Here is a 16,495-nt window from a genome sequence, read left to right as displayed (position 1 = left end):
GCCTGCATGAACCTATGCTGCCGGGCCCGCGGGGCTTTCTGCCGCGGAGGATCATCGAGGATAATAGGTATACTGGTAGTGCAGAGACTGATCTTTCATTGCCCCTGCAGCAGGCTGCTCGCCATACTCCGCGGTACAGTTCCCCTCGGGATCCCACCCTAAACAACGGGCCTGGCGTGCTCCACTATACGTTGAGGTCGTTTCCCGGGATATCCAGCGCCCTTTTTCATCCCAACGCAGCGTCGAGGTGGAGTCCGAGTCAGCCATGCGGCTAAGGCGCCCATCCGTATAGCGGTAATCAACAGCAAGCATGACCATCATACCGCCGTTGACCGTTTTACGGACCAGGCGGTGCCGGTCGTCATACTGATAGGTGGTCGTATGCAGGACTTTGGGCGGTTGCTGCGTCGCGGACACGTTTTCGGCGCGCACAATCCGCCCGAGAGAATCGGTATAAAACTGTTCGCGCATCACCATCTTGCTGATATTTCCCGTCGCGCTCCGGGTCTGCCGGATATATTCCCGCATCCATCCTTTATCATTTCGCCAGCGAACATTATCTCTGACGATCGTTGCGCCATGTGCGGTGTTAAGGTTTTTTGCCCGCTCATAGCTTGCCAGCCGGCGGCATCGCGCGAAACGAAGGGCGCCATATTCGTTATTCTGGCTGCCGACGATTTGCACGCTCTGCACTTCGCCGTTCAGCGACGGAAGGGAGGTCAAAATAAAAAAGTTCGCATCGTTGATCGCCCGCTGTGTTTCATCGCAGGAGGAAGCGTCAACGAAGGGTTTACACGCGGCCATCACAAGGATAGCCAGCGCCAGCATGAGGAATTTGTCCATATCAAGAAGGGTAAAAATAGACTCCGTGTTCTGGTTTTCCTGCGAAACAAGGCTAAAAATACGCGAAGACAGCCGATGACCCAAGCCGGCAGGTCGATTTTCAGATTCCGTTCATTTTTCATTCGGCGGGGAAGCATCAGGGCGGGGAGATAACCGGGTACGGCGTACGGCTTCGCGACCGCTCCCGGGTTTCCCCTGCCCGGCAAGCACTGCGCCGCCGGGCAGGGAAAAGGGTGGGATTACGGCGTCACCTGCTCCATCGCCTGCAGGACACGTTTGTCCGAGATGGGGTACGGGGTCCCCAGCTGCTGGGCGAAGAAGCTCACCCGCAGCTCCTCGATCATCCAGCGGATCTCCCGGACATCGTCGTCCTCACGGCGGTTCGGCGGTAGCTTATTCAGCCACTGCTGCCACGCCTGCTGCACGCTCTCAATTTTCAGCATCTGCGCGCGGTCGCGGTGCGGATCGATAGCCATCTTCTCCAGGCGCTTTTCAATCGCCTGCAGGTAGCGCAGCGTATCGCCAAGACGACGGAAGCCGTTGCCGGTGACAAAGCCGCGGTAAACCAGCCCCGCCATCTGCGCTTTGATGTCCGACAGCCCCAGCGCCATGGTCATATCCACCCGGCCTTTCAGCCGTTTGTTGATATTGAACACCGCAGTGAGGATCTGCTCGACCTGTTTGGCGATCTCCACCACCGTCTCGTTGAGCTCGGCGCGAACTTTATCGTGCAGCTGGTTGAAGCCCTCTTCCGTCCATACCGGACCGCCCGCCTCGTCGATAAGCTTATCCACGCCGCAGGAGATGCAGTCGTCAATCAGATCCAGCACTTTGCCGTACGGGTTGAAATAGAGCCCGAGCTTGGCTTTGTTCGGCAGTTTCTCGTGCAGATACTTAATGGGCGACGGAATGTTAAGCAGCAGCAGGCGACGCAGACCGCGCCACATGGCCTGCTGCTGTTCCTGTGGATTATCAAACAGCTTGATGGCCACGCTGTCGCGCTCGTCCACCAGCGCCGGCCAGGCTTTCACCTTATAGTTGCCGCGCTTCTGTTCATAGCTTTCCGCCAGGGTGCCAAAGCTCCAGATATGCAGCCCGCTCTGCTCGATGCCATCATCAGCGACCGCCGACAGCGTCTCCTGAACTTTGCCCTTCAGCGCCTCTTTCAGCGCCTGCAGCGAGCGCCCTTCCTGCAGCTTCTTGTTTTTATCATCCACCACCCGGAAAGTGATTTTCAGGTGATCGGGCACCTGATCCCACTGCCAGGCTTCGCGGTCGATGGTCACGCCGGTCATCTTACGCAGCTCGCGCTCCAGGGAATCGAGCAACGGCAGCTCAAGCGGCGTCGCCCGGCCAAGAAACGCTTCCGCATAGTTGGGAGCCGGGACAAAATTGCGCCGCACCGGCTTCGGCAGCGATTTTATCAGCGCGATAATCAGCTCGCGACGCAGGCCGGGGATCTGCCATTCAAACCCGGCCTCCTCCACCTGGTTCAGCAGCGGCAGCGGAATATGCACCGTCACGCCGTCGGCGTCGGCGCCCGGCTCAAACTGATAGCTAAGCCGAAGCTTAAGGTTGCCCTGATGCCAGAAGTTCGGATAGTCCAGCTTGCTAACCTGCTCCGCCCCTTCCTTAATCAGCATGCTCTTCTCAAAGTTGAGCAGATCCGGCGTCTCTTTGCTGGCCTGCTTCCACCAGCTGTCGAAGTGGCGGGCGGAGATGACGTCGTGGCTGATGCGCTGGTCGTAGAATTCGAACAGGGTCTCGTCGTCCACCAGAATGTCGCGGCGGCGCGACTTATGCTCCAGCTCTTCGATTTCCGCCCGCAGCTTCAGGTTCTCCCGGAAGAAGGCGTGGCGCGTTTGCCAGTCGCCCTCCACCAGCGCGTGGCGGATAAACAGCTCGCGGCACAGCGCCGGATCGATCTGGCTGTAGTTGACCTTACGCGCGCCCACGATCGGCAGGCCGTAGACGGTGACCTTTTCCGTCGCCATCACCGCGCCCTGCGCCCGCTCCCAGTGCGGCTCGCTGTATGAGCGTTTGATCAGGTGCTGCGCTACCGGCTCCACCCACTCCGGCTCAATGCGGGCGGCAATGCGGCCCCACAGCCGGCTGGTCTCCACCAGTTCCGCCACCATCGTCCACTTCGGCGGCTTTTTAAACAGACCGGACCCCGGGAAAATGGAAAAGCGGGCGTTGCGCGCCCCGGTAAACTCCTGTTTATCGGCATCCTTCATGCCGATGTGCGACAGCAGACCGGTCAGCAGCGCGGTATGGATCTCGCGATATTCCGCTGGCTCGCTGTTGATCGGCAGGCCAAGCTCCTTCACCACCTGGCGCAGCTGGGTATAGATATCCTGCCACTCGCGCACGCGCAGATAGTTCAGAAAATCGACCCGGCACTGACGGCGGAACTGATTCGACGACAGGGCTTTCTGCTGTTCGCCGAGATAGTTCCACAGGTTCACAAAGGCAAGGAAGTCAGACTCTTTATCGTGAAAGCGGCGGTGTTTTTCGTCAGAGGCCTGCTGTTTGTCCATCGGCCGCTCGCGCGGATCCTGAATCGACAGCGCGGAGGTGATGATCATCGCTTCTCGCACGCAGCCGTGCTTCTGCGCCTCCAGCACCATCCGCGCCAGACGCGGGTCTACCGGCAACTGGCTAAGCTGACGGCCCATCGGGGTCAGCTTGTAGGCGGTGGCCTGCTCATCGGTGGTGATGGCGCCCAGCTCTTCCAGCAGGCGCACGCCGTCCTGAATGTTGCGCTTATCCGGCGCTTCAACGAACGGGAAGGCGGCGATATCGCCTAAGCCCAGGGCGGTCATCTGCAGGATGACCGACGCCAGGTTGGTGCGCAGAATTTCCGGATCGGTAAATTCCGGGCGCGACAGGAAATCGTCTTCTGAATAAAGACGAATACAGATCCCTTCCGAGACGCGACCGCAGCGGCCTTTACGCTGGTTGGCGGAGGCCTGGGAAACTGGCTCGATCGGCAGGCGCTGCACCTTGGTGCGGTAGCTGTAGCGGCTGATACGCGCGGTACCGGGATCGATAACGTACTTAATGCCCGGTACGGTCAGCGAGGTTTCCGCCACGTTGGTCGCCAGCACGATGCGTCGTCCACTGTGCGGCTGGAAGACGCGGTTCTGCTCGCTGTTGGACAAGCGAGCGTACAGCGGCAGCACTTCGGTATGGCGCAGATCCAGCTTATTCAGCGCATCGGCGGTATCGCGAATCTCCCGCTCGCCGCTCATAAAGATCAGAATATCGCCGGGCCCTTCGCGCCCGAGCTCATCGACGGCATCAAAGATCGCCTGCAGCTGATCGCGCTCGGTATCGTCCGCCTCTTCCACTATCGGCCGATAGCGCACTTCCACCGGGTAAGTCCGCCCGGAGACTTCGATAATCGGCGCATTATTGAAATGCTTTGAGAAACGTTCCGGGTCGATGGTCGCCGAGGTGATGATAATTTTCAGGTCAGGACGGCGCGGCAGCAGCTCTTTCAGATAGCCGAGCAGGAAGTCAATGTTCAGGCTGCGCTCGTGCGCTTCATCGATAATGATGGTGTCGTACTGCATCAGCAGGCGATCCTGCTGGATCTCAGCCAGCAGAATACCGTCGGTCATCAGCTTGACCATGGTGTTGTCGCTGACGTGATCGCTAAAGCGGACCTTATAGCCGATACAGCCGCCCGGCTCCGTTTGCAGCTCCTCGGCGATACGGTTGGCGACGGTTCGCGCGGCCAGACGACGCGGCTGGGTATGGCCGATTAGCCCTTTCAGCCCGCGGCCCAGCTCCATGCAGATTTTTGGCAGCTGGGTGGTTTTACCCGAACCGGTCTCCCCGGCGACAATCACCACCTGGTGATCGCGTACCGCCTCGAGAATTTCTTGTTTTTTCTGGCTAACCGGCAGATTTTCCGGATAGGTGATGGCCGGACGCGCCGCTTCGCGCAGCAGGACTTTACTGGCTGCCTGGCTTATCTCCTGCGCCATCTCCTGAAGGATGGCCTGTTGCGATTCAGGATTTTTAACCTTCTTCACGCCGTGCAGACGGCGGGCAAAGCGCGTTTTGTCGCGCAGCATCAGGCCGTCGAGCTGTTGATAAAGCTGGGGGAAGGTGATTTTTTGTTGTTCTGTCATAGCGTTATCGGGCAGAGCTCTGCCGGGAAAATCTCTTTTGAAGTATTGCCTTAGAGTACCACATCTGCGCCACTCATGCCTTGTTCAAAAAATCTGAACATAGGATTCGATATATTGCGCTATCTCTGTGGCGCGATTGTGAATACAGTGTCATCAAGCACCAGGGCACTGACCCGTCAATCACATTAAAAAAGGAAACACCCATGAGCAAAGTATTAGTTCTGAAATCCAGTATTCTGGCAGGGTACTCACAATCTGGTCAGCTTTCCGACTATTTTGTTGAACAATGGCAGGAAAAACACCCGGGCGACGAGATCACCGTGCGTGACCTGGCCGCTAATCCGATCCCGGTTCTGGATGGTGAACTGGTTGGCGCCCTGCGTCCGAGCGACGCGCCGCTGACTCCGCGTCAGCAGGAAGCGCTGGCCCTTTCCGACGAGCTGATCGCTGAACTGAAAGGCAACGATGTGATTGTTATCGCTGCGCCGATGTACAACTTCAACATCCCTACGCAGTTGAAAAACTATTTCGACCTGGTGGCTCGCGCCGGCGTGACCTTCCGCTACACCGAAAAAGGGCCGGAAGGTCTGGTGACCGGTAAACGCGCAGTCGTCGTTACCAGCCGCGGCGGTATCCATAAAGATACCCCGACCGACCTGGTCACCCCGTACCTGTCCACCTTCCTCGGCTTCATCGGCATCACCGACGTGAACTTCGTGTTCGCCGAAGGTATCGCTTACGGCCCGGAAGTCGCGGCCAAAGCGCAGTCTGACGCGAAAGCGGCCATCGACAGCGTGGTTGCAGCCTAATAGTTAACTCCTCTCGCTGCCGGCGGGAGGAGATTTTTGCTTTTTCTCGTAGCGCAAATACCCCACCACGCCTCCGCCGCCATCTTTTGGATGATTCACGCCATCGTTGACTTCCACGCAAGGAAAATCGAAAGGTGAAACGCCGTCAATGCAGGCCACATTCACCCCATACTGCTGTGGGTTTGAACGCCGTTGATGAAAGGTGTAGATCCCGCATACCGAGCAGAAAAAGTGCACGGCTTCCCCTGTATTAAAGCGATACTCTGTGAGCTTATCCCTGCCGCGTACCACATCGATTCCTGAACGCGGCGAAGAGACCGCGACCGCCCCACGCATTCGACAATATGAACAGTTACAGCGCCGAACGGTGTTGAAGCCGTCGCTGAGCTCAACGGTAAAGGCCACCGCACCGCAGTGACAGTGAGCGGATAATTTCTCTGCCATTATATTTACTCCTCAAGTGGAGGATTTTGGCCGCAGGTTTTCATCAAACTCCAGCCGCTTACGCCCGTCTTCCACTTCCCGTAATGGCTCAACCTGGTGCAGCGTCTGCTTACAGCGTTCCACCAGCACCTGGTATTCACGGGTACCGTGCTTTTTCCACGCCAGCTCCTGTTCGCTCAGGACGCGAATCGCTTTTGCCGGGCTGCCGATAATCAGATGGTTGGCGGGCATCTCGGCGTTGGCTTTGACGAAGGCCGAGGCGCCGACAATGCTGTTTTCGCCGATAGTCGCCCCGTCGATAATCACCGCGCTCATGCCCACCAGCGCGTTGCGGCCAATTACGCAGCCGTGCAGAATAGCGCCGTGGCCGATATGGCCCTCCTCTTCCACCACCGTATCCTGGCCTGGGAAGCCGTGCATCACGCAGTTGTCCTGTATATTGGCCCCGTCTTTGACCACGATGCGGCCAAAATCGCCGCGCAGGCTGGCGTTGGGCCCAACATAGACCCCTTTGCCGAGGATCACGTCGCCAATCAACACCGCGGTCGGGTGGACGTAACTCTCCTCCGGCACCACCGGGGTCAGTCCATCAATCTGATAAATCGGCATGCAACCTCCTTATGCGCCCGGCAAACCGCCAAAGCGCTGATAATAGAGCGGGCCCGGCGCGGGAAGCTCGCCAACCGAGCTTTCACCTTTCTCGCTGACGAACGCCAGCGCGCCGGGACTCACCCGTTGGTAAATATTGATACATAGCTGGCGGGCGGTTTGCCCCGCCCAGTGCGCCGGCAGCAGCTCTTCCGGCAGCAGCGGATCTTTGAGCACCACCCGGCGATAGAAATGAATCAGCAGGAGCTGGATCTGAAAGCTGCGCTCCGGCGTTAACTCTGCGGGGTCGCAGTCACGGAGCAGCGGCAGTATCGGCCGGAATAGCGAGATGAACGATTCATACATCTCGTTTTGTTCGGTGAGATGCCAGCACTCCTCTACCCGGCTGCGCAGCGCCGCCCGGGAGAGCGCCAGCGGCGAGTGGGCTTCAAAACAGATGACGTTTTCGGCGACGCCTGCTTCGTGGAGCAGCGACTGGACATCCGCCAGCTTTTGCGACGGCGAGGCTAACAGGCTCGGCGCCAGCGCGCCAAATCCCTGCCACAGCAGCTGCTTTTTGACGTCGGCCAGCACATTTTTTTCCAGGCCTTCCGAGAGCAACAGCAGCCAGGTACCATCCCATTCCGGGGCGTTCGCGCGATAAATTTTATGTTCCGCACGACGGGTCAGGCGCAGCCCTTTGTCGCTCAGACGATAGAAGCTGCGGCGGCCGATACGGACGACATCAAGCCACTCTTCTTTATTGAGGCGAAACAGCGCGGTGCGGACGAAGCGCTCGCCGAAGCCTAATCCTTCCAGCAGCGCCGCGACGCTGCCCAGCCACACTTCCCCACCGCGTTGTAATAAGGCGTCGCCATACAGCGAGGCGATCAATGACGTGCCGCTGATCGGCGTCGCCGTCACGGCTTGTTGAATAAAGGCGTCGAGTTTACTCATCTGATTCATGCTGTTGTTATATTTTTCCTTTATGAATCATAGCACAGGAATTTCCCCGGCTGAGGGCGTAAAGGCCTCAGCCGGGCTAACCGCGTAGCCCCGGTCAGCGCAGCGCCACAGGGGAGAGGTTTAACCGCTAACCACCGCTTTACGCAGATCAAATACCCGACAGGCTTTGCCTTCAGAGCGCGGAATGCTGCCGCAGTTGACGATAGTGATATCGGTGGAGATCCCGACCATCGACTTGATGCGGTGGCGCAACTGGTGACAAATCTGGCAGCGCTGCTCGTGACTCAGCGCCAGCCCGCTCTCTTTCAGCTCCACGCGCACCGCCAGCGAATCAAGATGGCCGCGGCGATTGACCTCCAGCTGGTAGTGCGGCGCCAGATGTTCAAACTTAAGGATCTCCTCTTCCAGCTGCGACGGGAAGACGTTAACCCCGCGGATGATCAGCATATCGTCGCTGCGTCCGCTGATGCGGTCCATACGGCGCATGGTGCGGGCGGTGCCCGGCAGCAGGCGCGTCAGATCGCGGGTACGATAGCGGATCACCGGCAGCGCCTCTTTGGTCAACGTGGTGAACAGCAGTTCGCCGTGTTCGCCATCGGCCAGCGGCGTGCCGTCGTCCGGGTTAACGATTTCCGGGAAGAAGTGGTCTTCCCAGATGGTCGGGCCGTCAACAGTCTCCAGACACTCCATCGCCACCCCCGGGCCCATCACCTCCGACAGACCGTATATGTCCAGGGCGGTGATCCCCAGCCGGCGCTCGATCTCCGCGCGCATCGCCAGGGTCCACGGCTCGGCGCCAAAGACGCCGACGCGTAATGAACAGCCGCGGGCATCGCCGTCCATCTGGCGCTCCAGCTCTTCAATCAGATTCAGACAGTAGGACGGCGTCACCATGATCATATCCGGCTTGAAATCACGGATCAGCTGCGCCTGTTTTTCGGTCTGTCCGCCGGACATCGGGATCACCGTCGCGCCTAAGCGTTCCGCGCCGTAGTGCGCGCCAAGGCCGCCGGTGAACAGGCCATAGCCGTAGGCGACGTGAATTTTATCTTTCGCCGTGCCGCCGGCGGCGCGCAGCGAACGGGCGACGATATTGGCCCAGTTATCAATATCGTTCTGCGTGTAGCCCACCACCGTCGGTTTGCCGGTGGTCCCGGAAGAGGCGTGAATGCGCACCACCTGCTCCATCGGCACCGCGAAGGTATCGAAGGGATAGTTGTCGCGCAGATCCTGTTTGGTGGTGCACGGGAATTTGGTCAGGTCGCTCAGTTCGCGAAAGTCGTCAGGGTGCACGCCGGCGGCGTCGAATTTGCGACGATACATCGGCACATTGTTATACGCATGATTCAGGGTCCACTTCAGCCGTTGGGTTTGCAGGGCCTGCAGCTCATCACGCGAGGCGGTTTCAATCGGATCTAATTTTGTAGTAGTTATCATTGTAGGGTACTCGCAGGTAAATTAGCTCACACTCGCTCGAGGATCATGGCGATGCCCTGACCCACGCCAATACACATCGTACACAACGCATAGCGCCCGCCGCGGCGCTGCAGCTCAAGGCTGGCGCTCAGCGCCAGACGCGCGCCGCTCATGCCCAGCGGATGGCCTAACGCGATGGCGCCGCCGTTGGGATTCACATGCGCCGCATCGTCCGGCACGCCAAGCTGTCTGAGCACGCCCAGGGCCTGGGCGGCGAAGGCCTCATTCAGCTCAATCAGATCCATATCGTGGATATTGAGTCCCGCCCGCTCCAGCACTTTACGCACCGCCGGTACCGGCCCCAGCCCCATCAGCCGCGGTTCGACCCCTGCCGTCGCCATCGCCACGATACGCGCGCGCGGCGTGAGCCCCTGGATAGCGGCCTGCTGTTCGCTGGCGACGATCAGCGCCGCGGCGCCATCGTTGACGCCGGAAGCATTGCCCGCGGTAATGACGCCGCCCTGGCGGAACGGCGCTTTCAGTTGCGCCAGCTGCTCAAGCGTGGTTTCCGGGCGCGGATGCTCGTCCTCGCGCACGTCGCTGACCGCCCCTATCCGTCCGACAATCTGCACCGGCACGATCTCCTGCGCCAGAATGCCATCGCGCTGGGCCTGCGCCGTGCGCTGCTGGCTGCGCCAGGCGAAAGCGTCCTGATCGGCGCGGCTAATATTTAACAATTCGGCTACATTCTCGGCCGTTTCCGGCATGCTGTCAGTTCCGAAGTGTTGCGCCATGAGCGGGTTCACAAAACGCCAGCCAATGGTGGTGTCAAACAGCTCCGCCTGACGCTGATACGGCGCGCTGGCCTTCCCCATCACAAACGGCGCGCGCGACATCGACTCTACGCCGCCGGCAATCAGCAGATCGGCATCGCCGGCTTTGATCGCTCTGGCGGCAAAGCCGATCGCATCCAGACCAGACCCACATAGACGGTTAATCGTGGTGCCCGGTACGGTATGCGGGAAACCGGCCAACAGCGTCGCCATATGCGCCACATTGCGGTTATCTTCACCCGCCTGATTCGCGCAGCCGTAAATCACGTCATCGATCGCGGTCGGGTCAAGCCTGGGGTTGCGGCTCAGCAGCGCCCGCAGCGGGATCGCCGCCAGGTCGTCGGCGCGCACGCTGGCCAGCGCGCCGCCGTAGCGGCCAATCGGCGTGCGGATCCCGTCACAAATAAAGGCCTCGCGCATTAGACTTCTCCTGTGATTGTGCCGCCGATGCGGTGCGATTTGCCGCGAAACAGGGCCACAATTTTTTGCTGTTGATTAACAATTTCAATGTCGTAGACCCCGGTCAGCTTGCCCTGCTGTTTGACTCGGGCGGTGGCGACCAGCCGGTCCCCGGCAAACGCCGGGCGAAGGAAATCAATGCTGGCCGCCGAAGCCACCGCCGCCAGCCCCTGGCTGTTACAGGCGTAGGCGAAAGCGGTATCGGCAAGGGTAAATAGCTGACCGCCGTGACAGGTTTGATGGCCGTTAAGCATGTCCGGCGAGACGGTCATGGTCATCTGCGCAAAACCATCGTCCATTTCGATAAGTTCGATCCCCATCTTTCTGGCGCAGGTATCTTTTTCGTACATCGCGCGCGCGTTGCGCCACGGATCATTGCTCATGGTGCTTCTCCATTAGCGCCTTCTGGCGCAACAGGGAACCGGGGCGATAGCGCTCCTCGCCATAATGGTGATGCAGGTTCTCCAGCAGGCGCAGCACGCGGCGCCAGCCGAGGCTTTCCCCCCACGCCAGCGGGCCCTGCGGGTAGTTGACGCCAAGACGCATGGCGGTATCGATATCCTGCGCGCTGGCCACCCCTTTCTGCAGTGCGTCCAGCGCTTCGTTAACCAGCATCGCCACCGTGCGCCACACCAGCAGGCCGGGATAATCGGCGATGCGCAGCACTTTCTTGCCCTGCTGCTGGAAATAGTGCACCGCTTTGTCCGTCGCCGCCGGCGCGTTGGTCGCCGCGGCGGCCAGCACCACCGTATCGCTGGCGCACAGGTCATACACCACCACCGGACGACGATGCTTAACGCTCAGCGCCAGGGCGGTTTCGCCTTCGGTCTCCAGCAACAAAAGCTCGTCCAGCTCGGTGACGCTGTCACTTACCGTCATCACGGATTGCGCGCCAGTGGCGACCGGCGTCAGCGTCACCTCCGGCTGCGTCTCCGCAGGCCAGCGATAGACGCCGTGACCGCTCTTTTTCCCCAATCGCCCGGCCAGCGCCAGCTCCTGCTGCAGGAGCGATGGCAGGTAACGCCGGTCCTGCCAGAAGGCGTTAAATACCGAGCAGGTCACGGCGAAGTTGACGTCCTGGCCAATCAGGTCCGTCAGCGCCAGGGGTCCCATCGGGAAGCCGCCGCCGTCACGCAAAGCGGCATCGATAACCTCCGGGGCGGCCACCTGCTCCTCCAGCGCCCGCCAGGCTTCAGCATAGAACGGACGCGCCACGCGGTTAACGATAAAGCCGGGCGTCGAGCGGCAGCGAACCGGCCGTTTCCCCCAGCCGCTCACGCACTGGCACAGCAGCTCCACCACTTCCGCAGACGTCGCCAGGCCGCTCACCACCTCGACCAGCTTCATCACCGGCGCCGGATTAAAAAAGTGCAGCCCGGCCACCCGCTCCGGGTTTTTGACCCCGGCGGCGATGGCGGTAATCGAAATCGACGAGGTGTTGCTGGTCAGCAATGTTGACGGCGAGCAGATCGCCGCCAGCTGCGCGAACAGCGCCGCTTTCACCTCCAGCCGTTCAGAGGCCGCTTCGATCACTAAATCTGCGTCGGCCAGCGCGGCTAAATCGTGGGCCGGATGCAGCCGCGCCAGCAGCGCGTCGGCCTGCTCAGGGGCCAGTTTGCCGCGCGCAACGCGCGACGCCAGACGCCCGGCGATGCCCTCAATCGCCTGGCCTACAGCCTTAGGGTTAATATCAAAAATACGCACCGGATGTCCTGCGGCAGCGGCCACTTCGGCGATGCCGGCCCCCATGGTGCCGCTGCCGATCACCGCCACGTTGGCTAAGGATGTCGTCATCATCTATTTCCCGCTGAACTGTGGTGGCCGTTTGGCCAGAAACGCGCTGACCCCTTCGCGGTAATCATCGCTGCGCCCGGCGAGGCGCTGATAATCGCGCTCCAGATCCAGCTGCGCGTCGAGACTGTTGGTTTCCGCCGCCAGCAGCGCCTTTTTAATCAGCCCAAGACCAAACGTCGGCTGGGCCGCCAGATGGCGCGCCAGCTGCAGACTGGTATCCGCCAGTTCGGCATCGTCCACCAGTTGCCAGATAATCCCCCACTGCGCGGCCTGTTCCGCGCTGAGGCTGTCGCCCAGCAGCGCCAGCCCCATCGCGCGCGCGCGGCCAGCCACCCGCGGCAGGAACCAGCTGCCGCCGCAGTCCGGCACCAGCCCGAGCTTGCTGAACGCCATCACAAACTTGGCCGAACGCGCGGCCAGCACGATATCGCAGCCCAGCGCCAGGGTGGCGCCTGCGCCAGCGGCTACGCCGTTGACCGCGCAGATAACCGGTTTCGGCAGCGCCGCCAGACGGCGCACTAACGGGTTGTAAAAGCGTTCCACCGACAGGCCGAGATCCGGCGGCGGCCCACTGGGGTCGACGTTGCGGTCATTCAGATCCTGGCCGGCGCAAAAGCCGCGGCCGGCGCCGGTGATCAGCAGGCAACGCACGCCGTCGTCGCGCTCGGCCTGCTTCAGACATTCCGCCAGCTGCTGATGCATCCGATCGTTAAAACTGTTGAGGCGGTCCGGGCGATTGAGAGTGATGGTCATGACGCCCTGTTCCACTGCGCTGAGAATGAAAGCTTCCACGATTAGCGTCCTTTAAAGTCCGGGTTACGTTTTTGTAAGAAGGCGTCGATGCCTTCGCGGCGGTCTTCGGTGGCGCTCAGCAGGCTGAACAGCTGGCGCTCCTGCTGGAGACCGGCCTGCAGGCTCACTTCCTGCGACAGGCGCAGCGACTGTTTCGCCGCCCGCAGCGCCAGCGGCGCATGGCGGGCGATGGTGGTCGCCAGTTGCAGGGCATATTCATCGGTTAACGCCGCCGGATGGACATCGCTCACCAGCCCGGCCTGCTGCGCCTGACGGGCGTCAATACTCTCGCCGCTCAGCACCATCCGGCTGGCCAGCGCCTTGCCAACGCTGCGGATCAGCCGCTGGGTGCCGCCAGCGCCCGGCATTATGCCGAGGGTAATTTCCGGCAGGCCAAAGCGGGCGTTGTCCCCGGCGACAATCAGATCGCACAGCAGAGCCAGCTCGCAGCCGGCGCCGAGGGCGTAGCCGTTGACCGAGGCGATCAGCGGTTTGGGGAAGGCATCGATACGCGCCCACAGCCGCGGGCGGATATCGTCCAGGGTCGCCGGGAGATCTTTCTCCGCCATCTCATTCAGGTCGGCCCCGGCGGCAAAGAAGCGCGGGTTACCGCTGATGACGCAGACGCTGACGCGGTTATCAGCGGCCGCGACCTCCAGCGCCTCGGCAATCTGGGTTAATAAGGCATTGTTCAGTGCATTGCGGGCCTGCGGACGGTTGAGCGTCAGCTGCAGCACCCGGCCATGGCGGTGGATCAGCAGCTCGCTCATGCCATCCCCCGCGCGTCAAAGTCGACAACTACGTCGCCGCTGGTGGGCAGCGCCTGGCAGCTCAGTACATAACCCGCCGCCAGCTCATCCGCTTCGAGGCTATAGTTGGCGGCCATCGCCACTTCGCCGCGCAGCACTTTGCATTTACAGGTGGCGCACACCCCGCCCTTGCAGGCAAACGGCAGGTCTGCCCCCTGACGCAATGCGGCATCCAGGATGCTGTCGTCTTCGGCGCTGAGGGCGATCAGCCGATCGCGCCCGTCCTGGCGGATGGTGACCGTGCGTCCCTCCGCCTGCACCCCGGCGGCGCGCTTAACGCTGCCGCCCGGCGTATTGAAGCGTTCGAGATGAATCGATTTCTCCGCTACGCCAAGTTCACGTAACGTTGCTTCCGCCTCGTCCATCATCGTCGCCGGACCGCAGATAAAGGCCTCGTCGAAACGGCTGAAATCCAGCAGATGGTCAGCGAGCTGGCGCAGTTTGTCGCCGTCAATGCGCCCCTGTAAAAGATCGCTGTCCATCGACTCCTGGCTGAACAGATGTATCACCTGCAGGCGCTGCGGATAGCGGTCTTTTAAATCGGCCAGCGCCTGGCGGAACATCATGCTGTGGCTGTTGCGGTTACCGTAGATCAGCGTGAAGCGACTGTACGGCTCGGTGGCCAGGGTGGCGCTAACGATCGCCATCATCGGCGTGATCCCGGAGCCGGCGGCAATCGCCAGATAGTCGCCCTGCCGTTCGGCCTGCGGCTGATAGCCGAAATGCCCCTGCGGCACCATCACCTCCAGCTCCATCCCCTGCTGGATATCGTGCTGGGCGTAGCGCGAGAAGCGCCCGCCGTCGATGGCTTTGATCGCGACGCTGATCTCTCCCGGCGTGCGGCTGCGGCAGATGGAGTAACAGCGGCGCAGCTCTTCACCGCCCAGACGGGCTTTTAGCGTCAGATGCTGGCCCGGGCGAAAACAGTATTCCGCCTGCAGGGCTTGCGGGATCGCAAAAGTGATGGTCACCGCATCGCGGGTTTCCGGCTCGACTCTCGCCACCTTAAGCGAATGGAACGTCGTCATGGCAACCTCAAATACATTTAAAGTAATCAAAAGGTTCCCGGCAGCTGTCGCAGCGATAGAGCGCTTTGCAGGCCGTGGAACCGAATTCGCTAAGCAGCGAGGTATGGGTGCTGCCGCAGCGTGGACAACTCACCTCGGCGGGCATATCCGCATGGCAGGCGTGCCCCTGCGGCGGGCTGATGCCGTACTGGCGCAGGCGCTCGCGGGCATCCTGACTCATCCAGTCGGTGGTCCAGGGCGGGTCCAGCTGCAGGACGATGTGGACCGGCAGATAACCATGCTCGCTCATCACTGCGCGGATCTCCCCCAGCAGATGCTCCGTCGCCGGACAGCCCGAATAAGTCGGGGTAAAGCCAATCACCCAGCCGTCGCCGTGGCGCGCGACGCTGCGCACCATGCCGAGATCGGTGATGGTCAGCACCGGTACTTCCGGGTCCGGGATCGCGCTTAACAATCCCCAGATAGCACGCACCTCGGCGGGAGCGATGTCATCTAAACGTTGCATCTTCTCCTCCCTTACCACTGCAGGCCGGGATGCGAACGCTGCAGATATTGCATCTCCGCCAGTAGCGGGCCGAGATGTTCACTGTGCAGCCCCTGTTTGCCGCCGCTGCGGAAGGCCGCTTCCTGCGGGATCGATAAGCCTGAGTCAAGCAGCGCGGTATGCACGGTGCTTTGCCATTCGGCCTGAAGCTCGCGCGGATCAACCGCAATGCCCTGCCCGACCAGGCTGAGCTCCAGGTCATCGGCAAGGAACAGTTCGCCGGTGAAGCGCCACAGATTGTCGACCGCCTGCTGCATTTTGCGCTGGGATACCTCGGTACCGTTGCCAAGACGCTCCAGCCAGCCACGGCTGAAGCGCTGGTGGTAGCGCACCTCTTTCAGTCCTTTAGCGGCAATGGCCGCCAGCTGCGCATCGCGGCTGTTCACCAGCCGGCTGTACAGGGCGACGTGCCAGACGTCGATAAAGAACTGGCGGGCGATGGTGTCAGCAAAATTGCCGTTGGGCTGCTCCACCAGCAGCAGGTTGCTGAACTGGCGCTCATCGCGGCCGAAGGCCAGGGTATCTTCGTCGCCGCAGCCGTTAAGCTCGGCGGCATAGCTTAAAAAGTTGCGCGCCTGGCCAAGCAGGTCGAGGCCGATGTTGGCCAGCGCAAGATCGATCTCCAGCTCCGGGGCATGGCCGCACCAGGCGGCTAAACGCTGGGCCAGCACCAGGCCGTTGTCGCCAAGCCGCAGGGCGTAGGTGGCGATGGGATTCGGGTTATTCATCGCCGCCTCACATATGTTCCATGCCGTCCGGCACGGTATAGAAAGTCGGATGGCGGTAGACTTTGCTTTCCGCCGGGTCGAAGAATTCGCCGCGATCTTCCGGCTGCGAAGCAACGATTTCGCTGGCCTTCACCACCCAAATGGAGCAGCCTTCGCTGCGGCGGGTGTAGGCGTCGCGGGCGTTTTCCAGCGCCATTTGATCGTCGGCGGCATGCAGGCTGCCGACGTGACGATGGGAAAGCCCCTGTTTGCTGCGAACGAACACTTCATATAACGGCCAGTAAACTTTGCTCATGTTGT

At 61.0% G+C, this 16,495-nt stretch carries 16 protein-coding genes; 1 reads left to right on the top strand and 15 read right to left on the bottom strand.

Going from position 1 to position 16,495, the window contains the following annotated elements:
• Nucleotides 1–51 precede the first annotated feature (51 nt).
• Nucleotides 52–927: a hypothetical protein gene (locus KHQ24_RS08030; protein ID WP_228297972.1), complete on the bottom strand. Its 876-nt coding sequence runs from the start codon at nucleotides 925–927 to the stop codon at nucleotides 52–54.
• A 155-nt stretch (nucleotides 928–1,082) separates the two neighbouring features.
• Nucleotides 1,083–4,985 carry an ATP-dependent RNA helicase HrpA gene (gene hrpA / locus KHQ24_RS08025; RefSeq protein WP_032455938.1) on the bottom strand — a complete coding sequence of 1,301 codons (3,903 nt, stop codon included), beginning with the start codon at nucleotides 4,983–4,985 and terminating at the stop codon, nucleotides 1,083–1,085.
• A 203-nt stretch (nucleotides 4,986–5,188) separates the two neighbouring features.
• On the opposite strand from hrpA, the gene azoR reads away from it, so the two are divergent.
• Nucleotides 5,189–5,794 carry an FMN-dependent NADH-azoreductase gene (gene azoR / locus KHQ24_RS08020; protein WP_002902889.1) on the top strand — a complete coding sequence of 202 codons (606 nt, stop codon included), beginning with the start codon at nucleotides 5,189–5,191 and terminating at the stop codon, nucleotides 5,792–5,794.
• Between the two features lie 3 nt (nucleotides 5,795–5,797).
• Here the strand turns inward: azoR and KHQ24_RS08015 are convergent, their stop codons facing one another.
• The 13 genes from KHQ24_RS08015 to paaB all read right to left on the bottom strand — a co-directional run bounded on the left by KHQ24_RS08015 (nucleotide 5,798) and on the right by paaB (nucleotide 16,490).
• Nucleotides 5,798–6,241: a GFA family protein gene (locus KHQ24_RS08015; protein WP_025999094.1), complete on the bottom strand. Its 444-nt coding sequence runs from the start codon at nucleotides 6,239–6,241 to the stop codon at nucleotides 5,798–5,800.
• Nucleotides 6,242–6,250: 9 nt separating this feature from the next.
• The gene (paaY, locus tag KHQ24_RS08010) at nucleotides 6,251–6,847 is read right to left on the bottom strand and encodes a phenylacetic acid degradation protein PaaY (protein WP_004204049.1); all 597 of its coding nucleotides are present in this window, start codon (nucleotides 6,845–6,847) and stop codon (nucleotides 6,251–6,253) included.
• Between the two features lie 9 nt (nucleotides 6,848–6,856).
• Nucleotides 6,857–7,783 carry a phenylacetic acid degradation operon negative regulatory protein PaaX gene (gene paaX, locus KHQ24_RS08005; protein WP_025999095.1) on the bottom strand — a complete coding sequence of 309 codons (927 nt, stop codon included), beginning with the start codon at nucleotides 7,781–7,783 and terminating at the stop codon, nucleotides 6,857–6,859.
• A 129-nt stretch (nucleotides 7,784–7,912) separates the two neighbouring features.
• Entirely contained in the window at nucleotides 7,913–9,229 is a 1,317-nt protein-coding gene (gene paaK, locus KHQ24_RS08000) for a phenylacetate--CoA ligase PaaK (RefSeq protein WP_004204046.1), read from the bottom strand.
• A gap of 26 nt (nucleotides 9,230–9,255) precedes the next feature.
• Nucleotides 9,256–10,461 carry a 3-oxoadipyl-CoA thiolase gene (gene pcaF / locus KHQ24_RS07995; protein ID WP_135730140.1) on the bottom strand — a complete coding sequence of 402 codons (1,206 nt, stop codon included), beginning with the start codon at nucleotides 10,459–10,461 and terminating at the stop codon, nucleotides 9,256–9,258.
• Nucleotides 10,461–10,883, bottom strand: coding sequence for a hydroxyphenylacetyl-CoA thioesterase PaaI (paaI, locus tag KHQ24_RS07990; RefSeq protein ID WP_048294676.1), 423 nt, complete (start codon nucleotides 10,881–10,883; stop codon nucleotides 10,461–10,463). The genes pcaF and paaI overlap by 1 nt, the downstream gene beginning before the upstream one ends.
• The gene (gene paaH, locus KHQ24_RS07985) at nucleotides 10,873–12,297 is read right to left on the bottom strand and encodes a 3-hydroxyacyl-CoA dehydrogenase PaaH (protein ID WP_074440902.1); all 1,425 of its coding nucleotides are present in this window, start codon (nucleotides 12,295–12,297) and stop codon (nucleotides 10,873–10,875) included. Before paaH ends, paaI begins: the two co-directional genes overlap by 11 nt.
• Nucleotides 12,298–13,086 carry a 2-(1,2-epoxy-1,2-dihydrophenyl)acetyl-CoA isomerase PaaG gene (paaG, locus tag KHQ24_RS07980; RefSeq protein ID WP_004204040.1) on the bottom strand — a complete coding sequence of 263 codons (789 nt, stop codon included), beginning with the start codon at nucleotides 13,084–13,086 and terminating at the stop codon, nucleotides 12,298–12,300.
• A gap of 2 nt (nucleotides 13,087–13,088) precedes the next feature.
• Nucleotides 13,089–13,856: a 2,3-dehydroadipyl-CoA hydratase PaaF gene (paaF, locus tag KHQ24_RS07975; protein WP_017898730.1), complete on the bottom strand. Its 768-nt coding sequence runs from the start codon at nucleotides 13,854–13,856 to the stop codon at nucleotides 13,089–13,091.
• Nucleotides 13,853–14,923 carry a 1,2-phenylacetyl-CoA epoxidase subunit PaaE gene (gene paaE, locus KHQ24_RS07970; protein WP_004204038.1) on the bottom strand — a complete coding sequence of 357 codons (1,071 nt, stop codon included), beginning with the start codon at nucleotides 14,921–14,923 and terminating at the stop codon, nucleotides 13,853–13,855. The genes paaF and paaE overlap by 4 nt, the downstream gene beginning before the upstream one ends.
• 7 nt (nucleotides 14,924–14,930) lie before the next feature.
• Nucleotides 14,931–15,428, bottom strand: coding sequence for a 1,2-phenylacetyl-CoA epoxidase subunit PaaD (gene paaD / locus KHQ24_RS07965; protein WP_004204037.1), 498 nt, complete (start codon nucleotides 15,426–15,428; stop codon nucleotides 14,931–14,933).
• Between the two features lie 11 nt (nucleotides 15,429–15,439).
• Nucleotides 15,440–16,195, bottom strand: coding sequence for a 1,2-phenylacetyl-CoA epoxidase subunit PaaC (gene paaC / locus KHQ24_RS07960; RefSeq protein ID WP_211777211.1), 756 nt, complete (start codon nucleotides 16,193–16,195; stop codon nucleotides 15,440–15,442).
• A gap of 7 nt (nucleotides 16,196–16,202) precedes the next feature.
• Complete coding sequence (gene paaB / locus KHQ24_RS07955) at nucleotides 16,203–16,490, bottom strand: 1,2-phenylacetyl-CoA epoxidase subunit PaaB (protein WP_002902768.1); 288 nt, start codon at nucleotides 16,488–16,490, stop codon at nucleotides 16,203–16,205.
• Nucleotides 16,491–16,495 lie beyond the last annotated feature (5 nt).

Origin of the sequence: Klebsiella sp. 54, assembly GCF_018223875.1 — a bacterium.
Lineage (GTDB): Bacteria > Pseudomonadota > Gammaproteobacteria > Enterobacterales > Enterobacteriaceae > Klebsiella > Klebsiella quasipneumoniae.
This window is presented reverse-complemented; position numbering and strand designations above follow the sequence as displayed.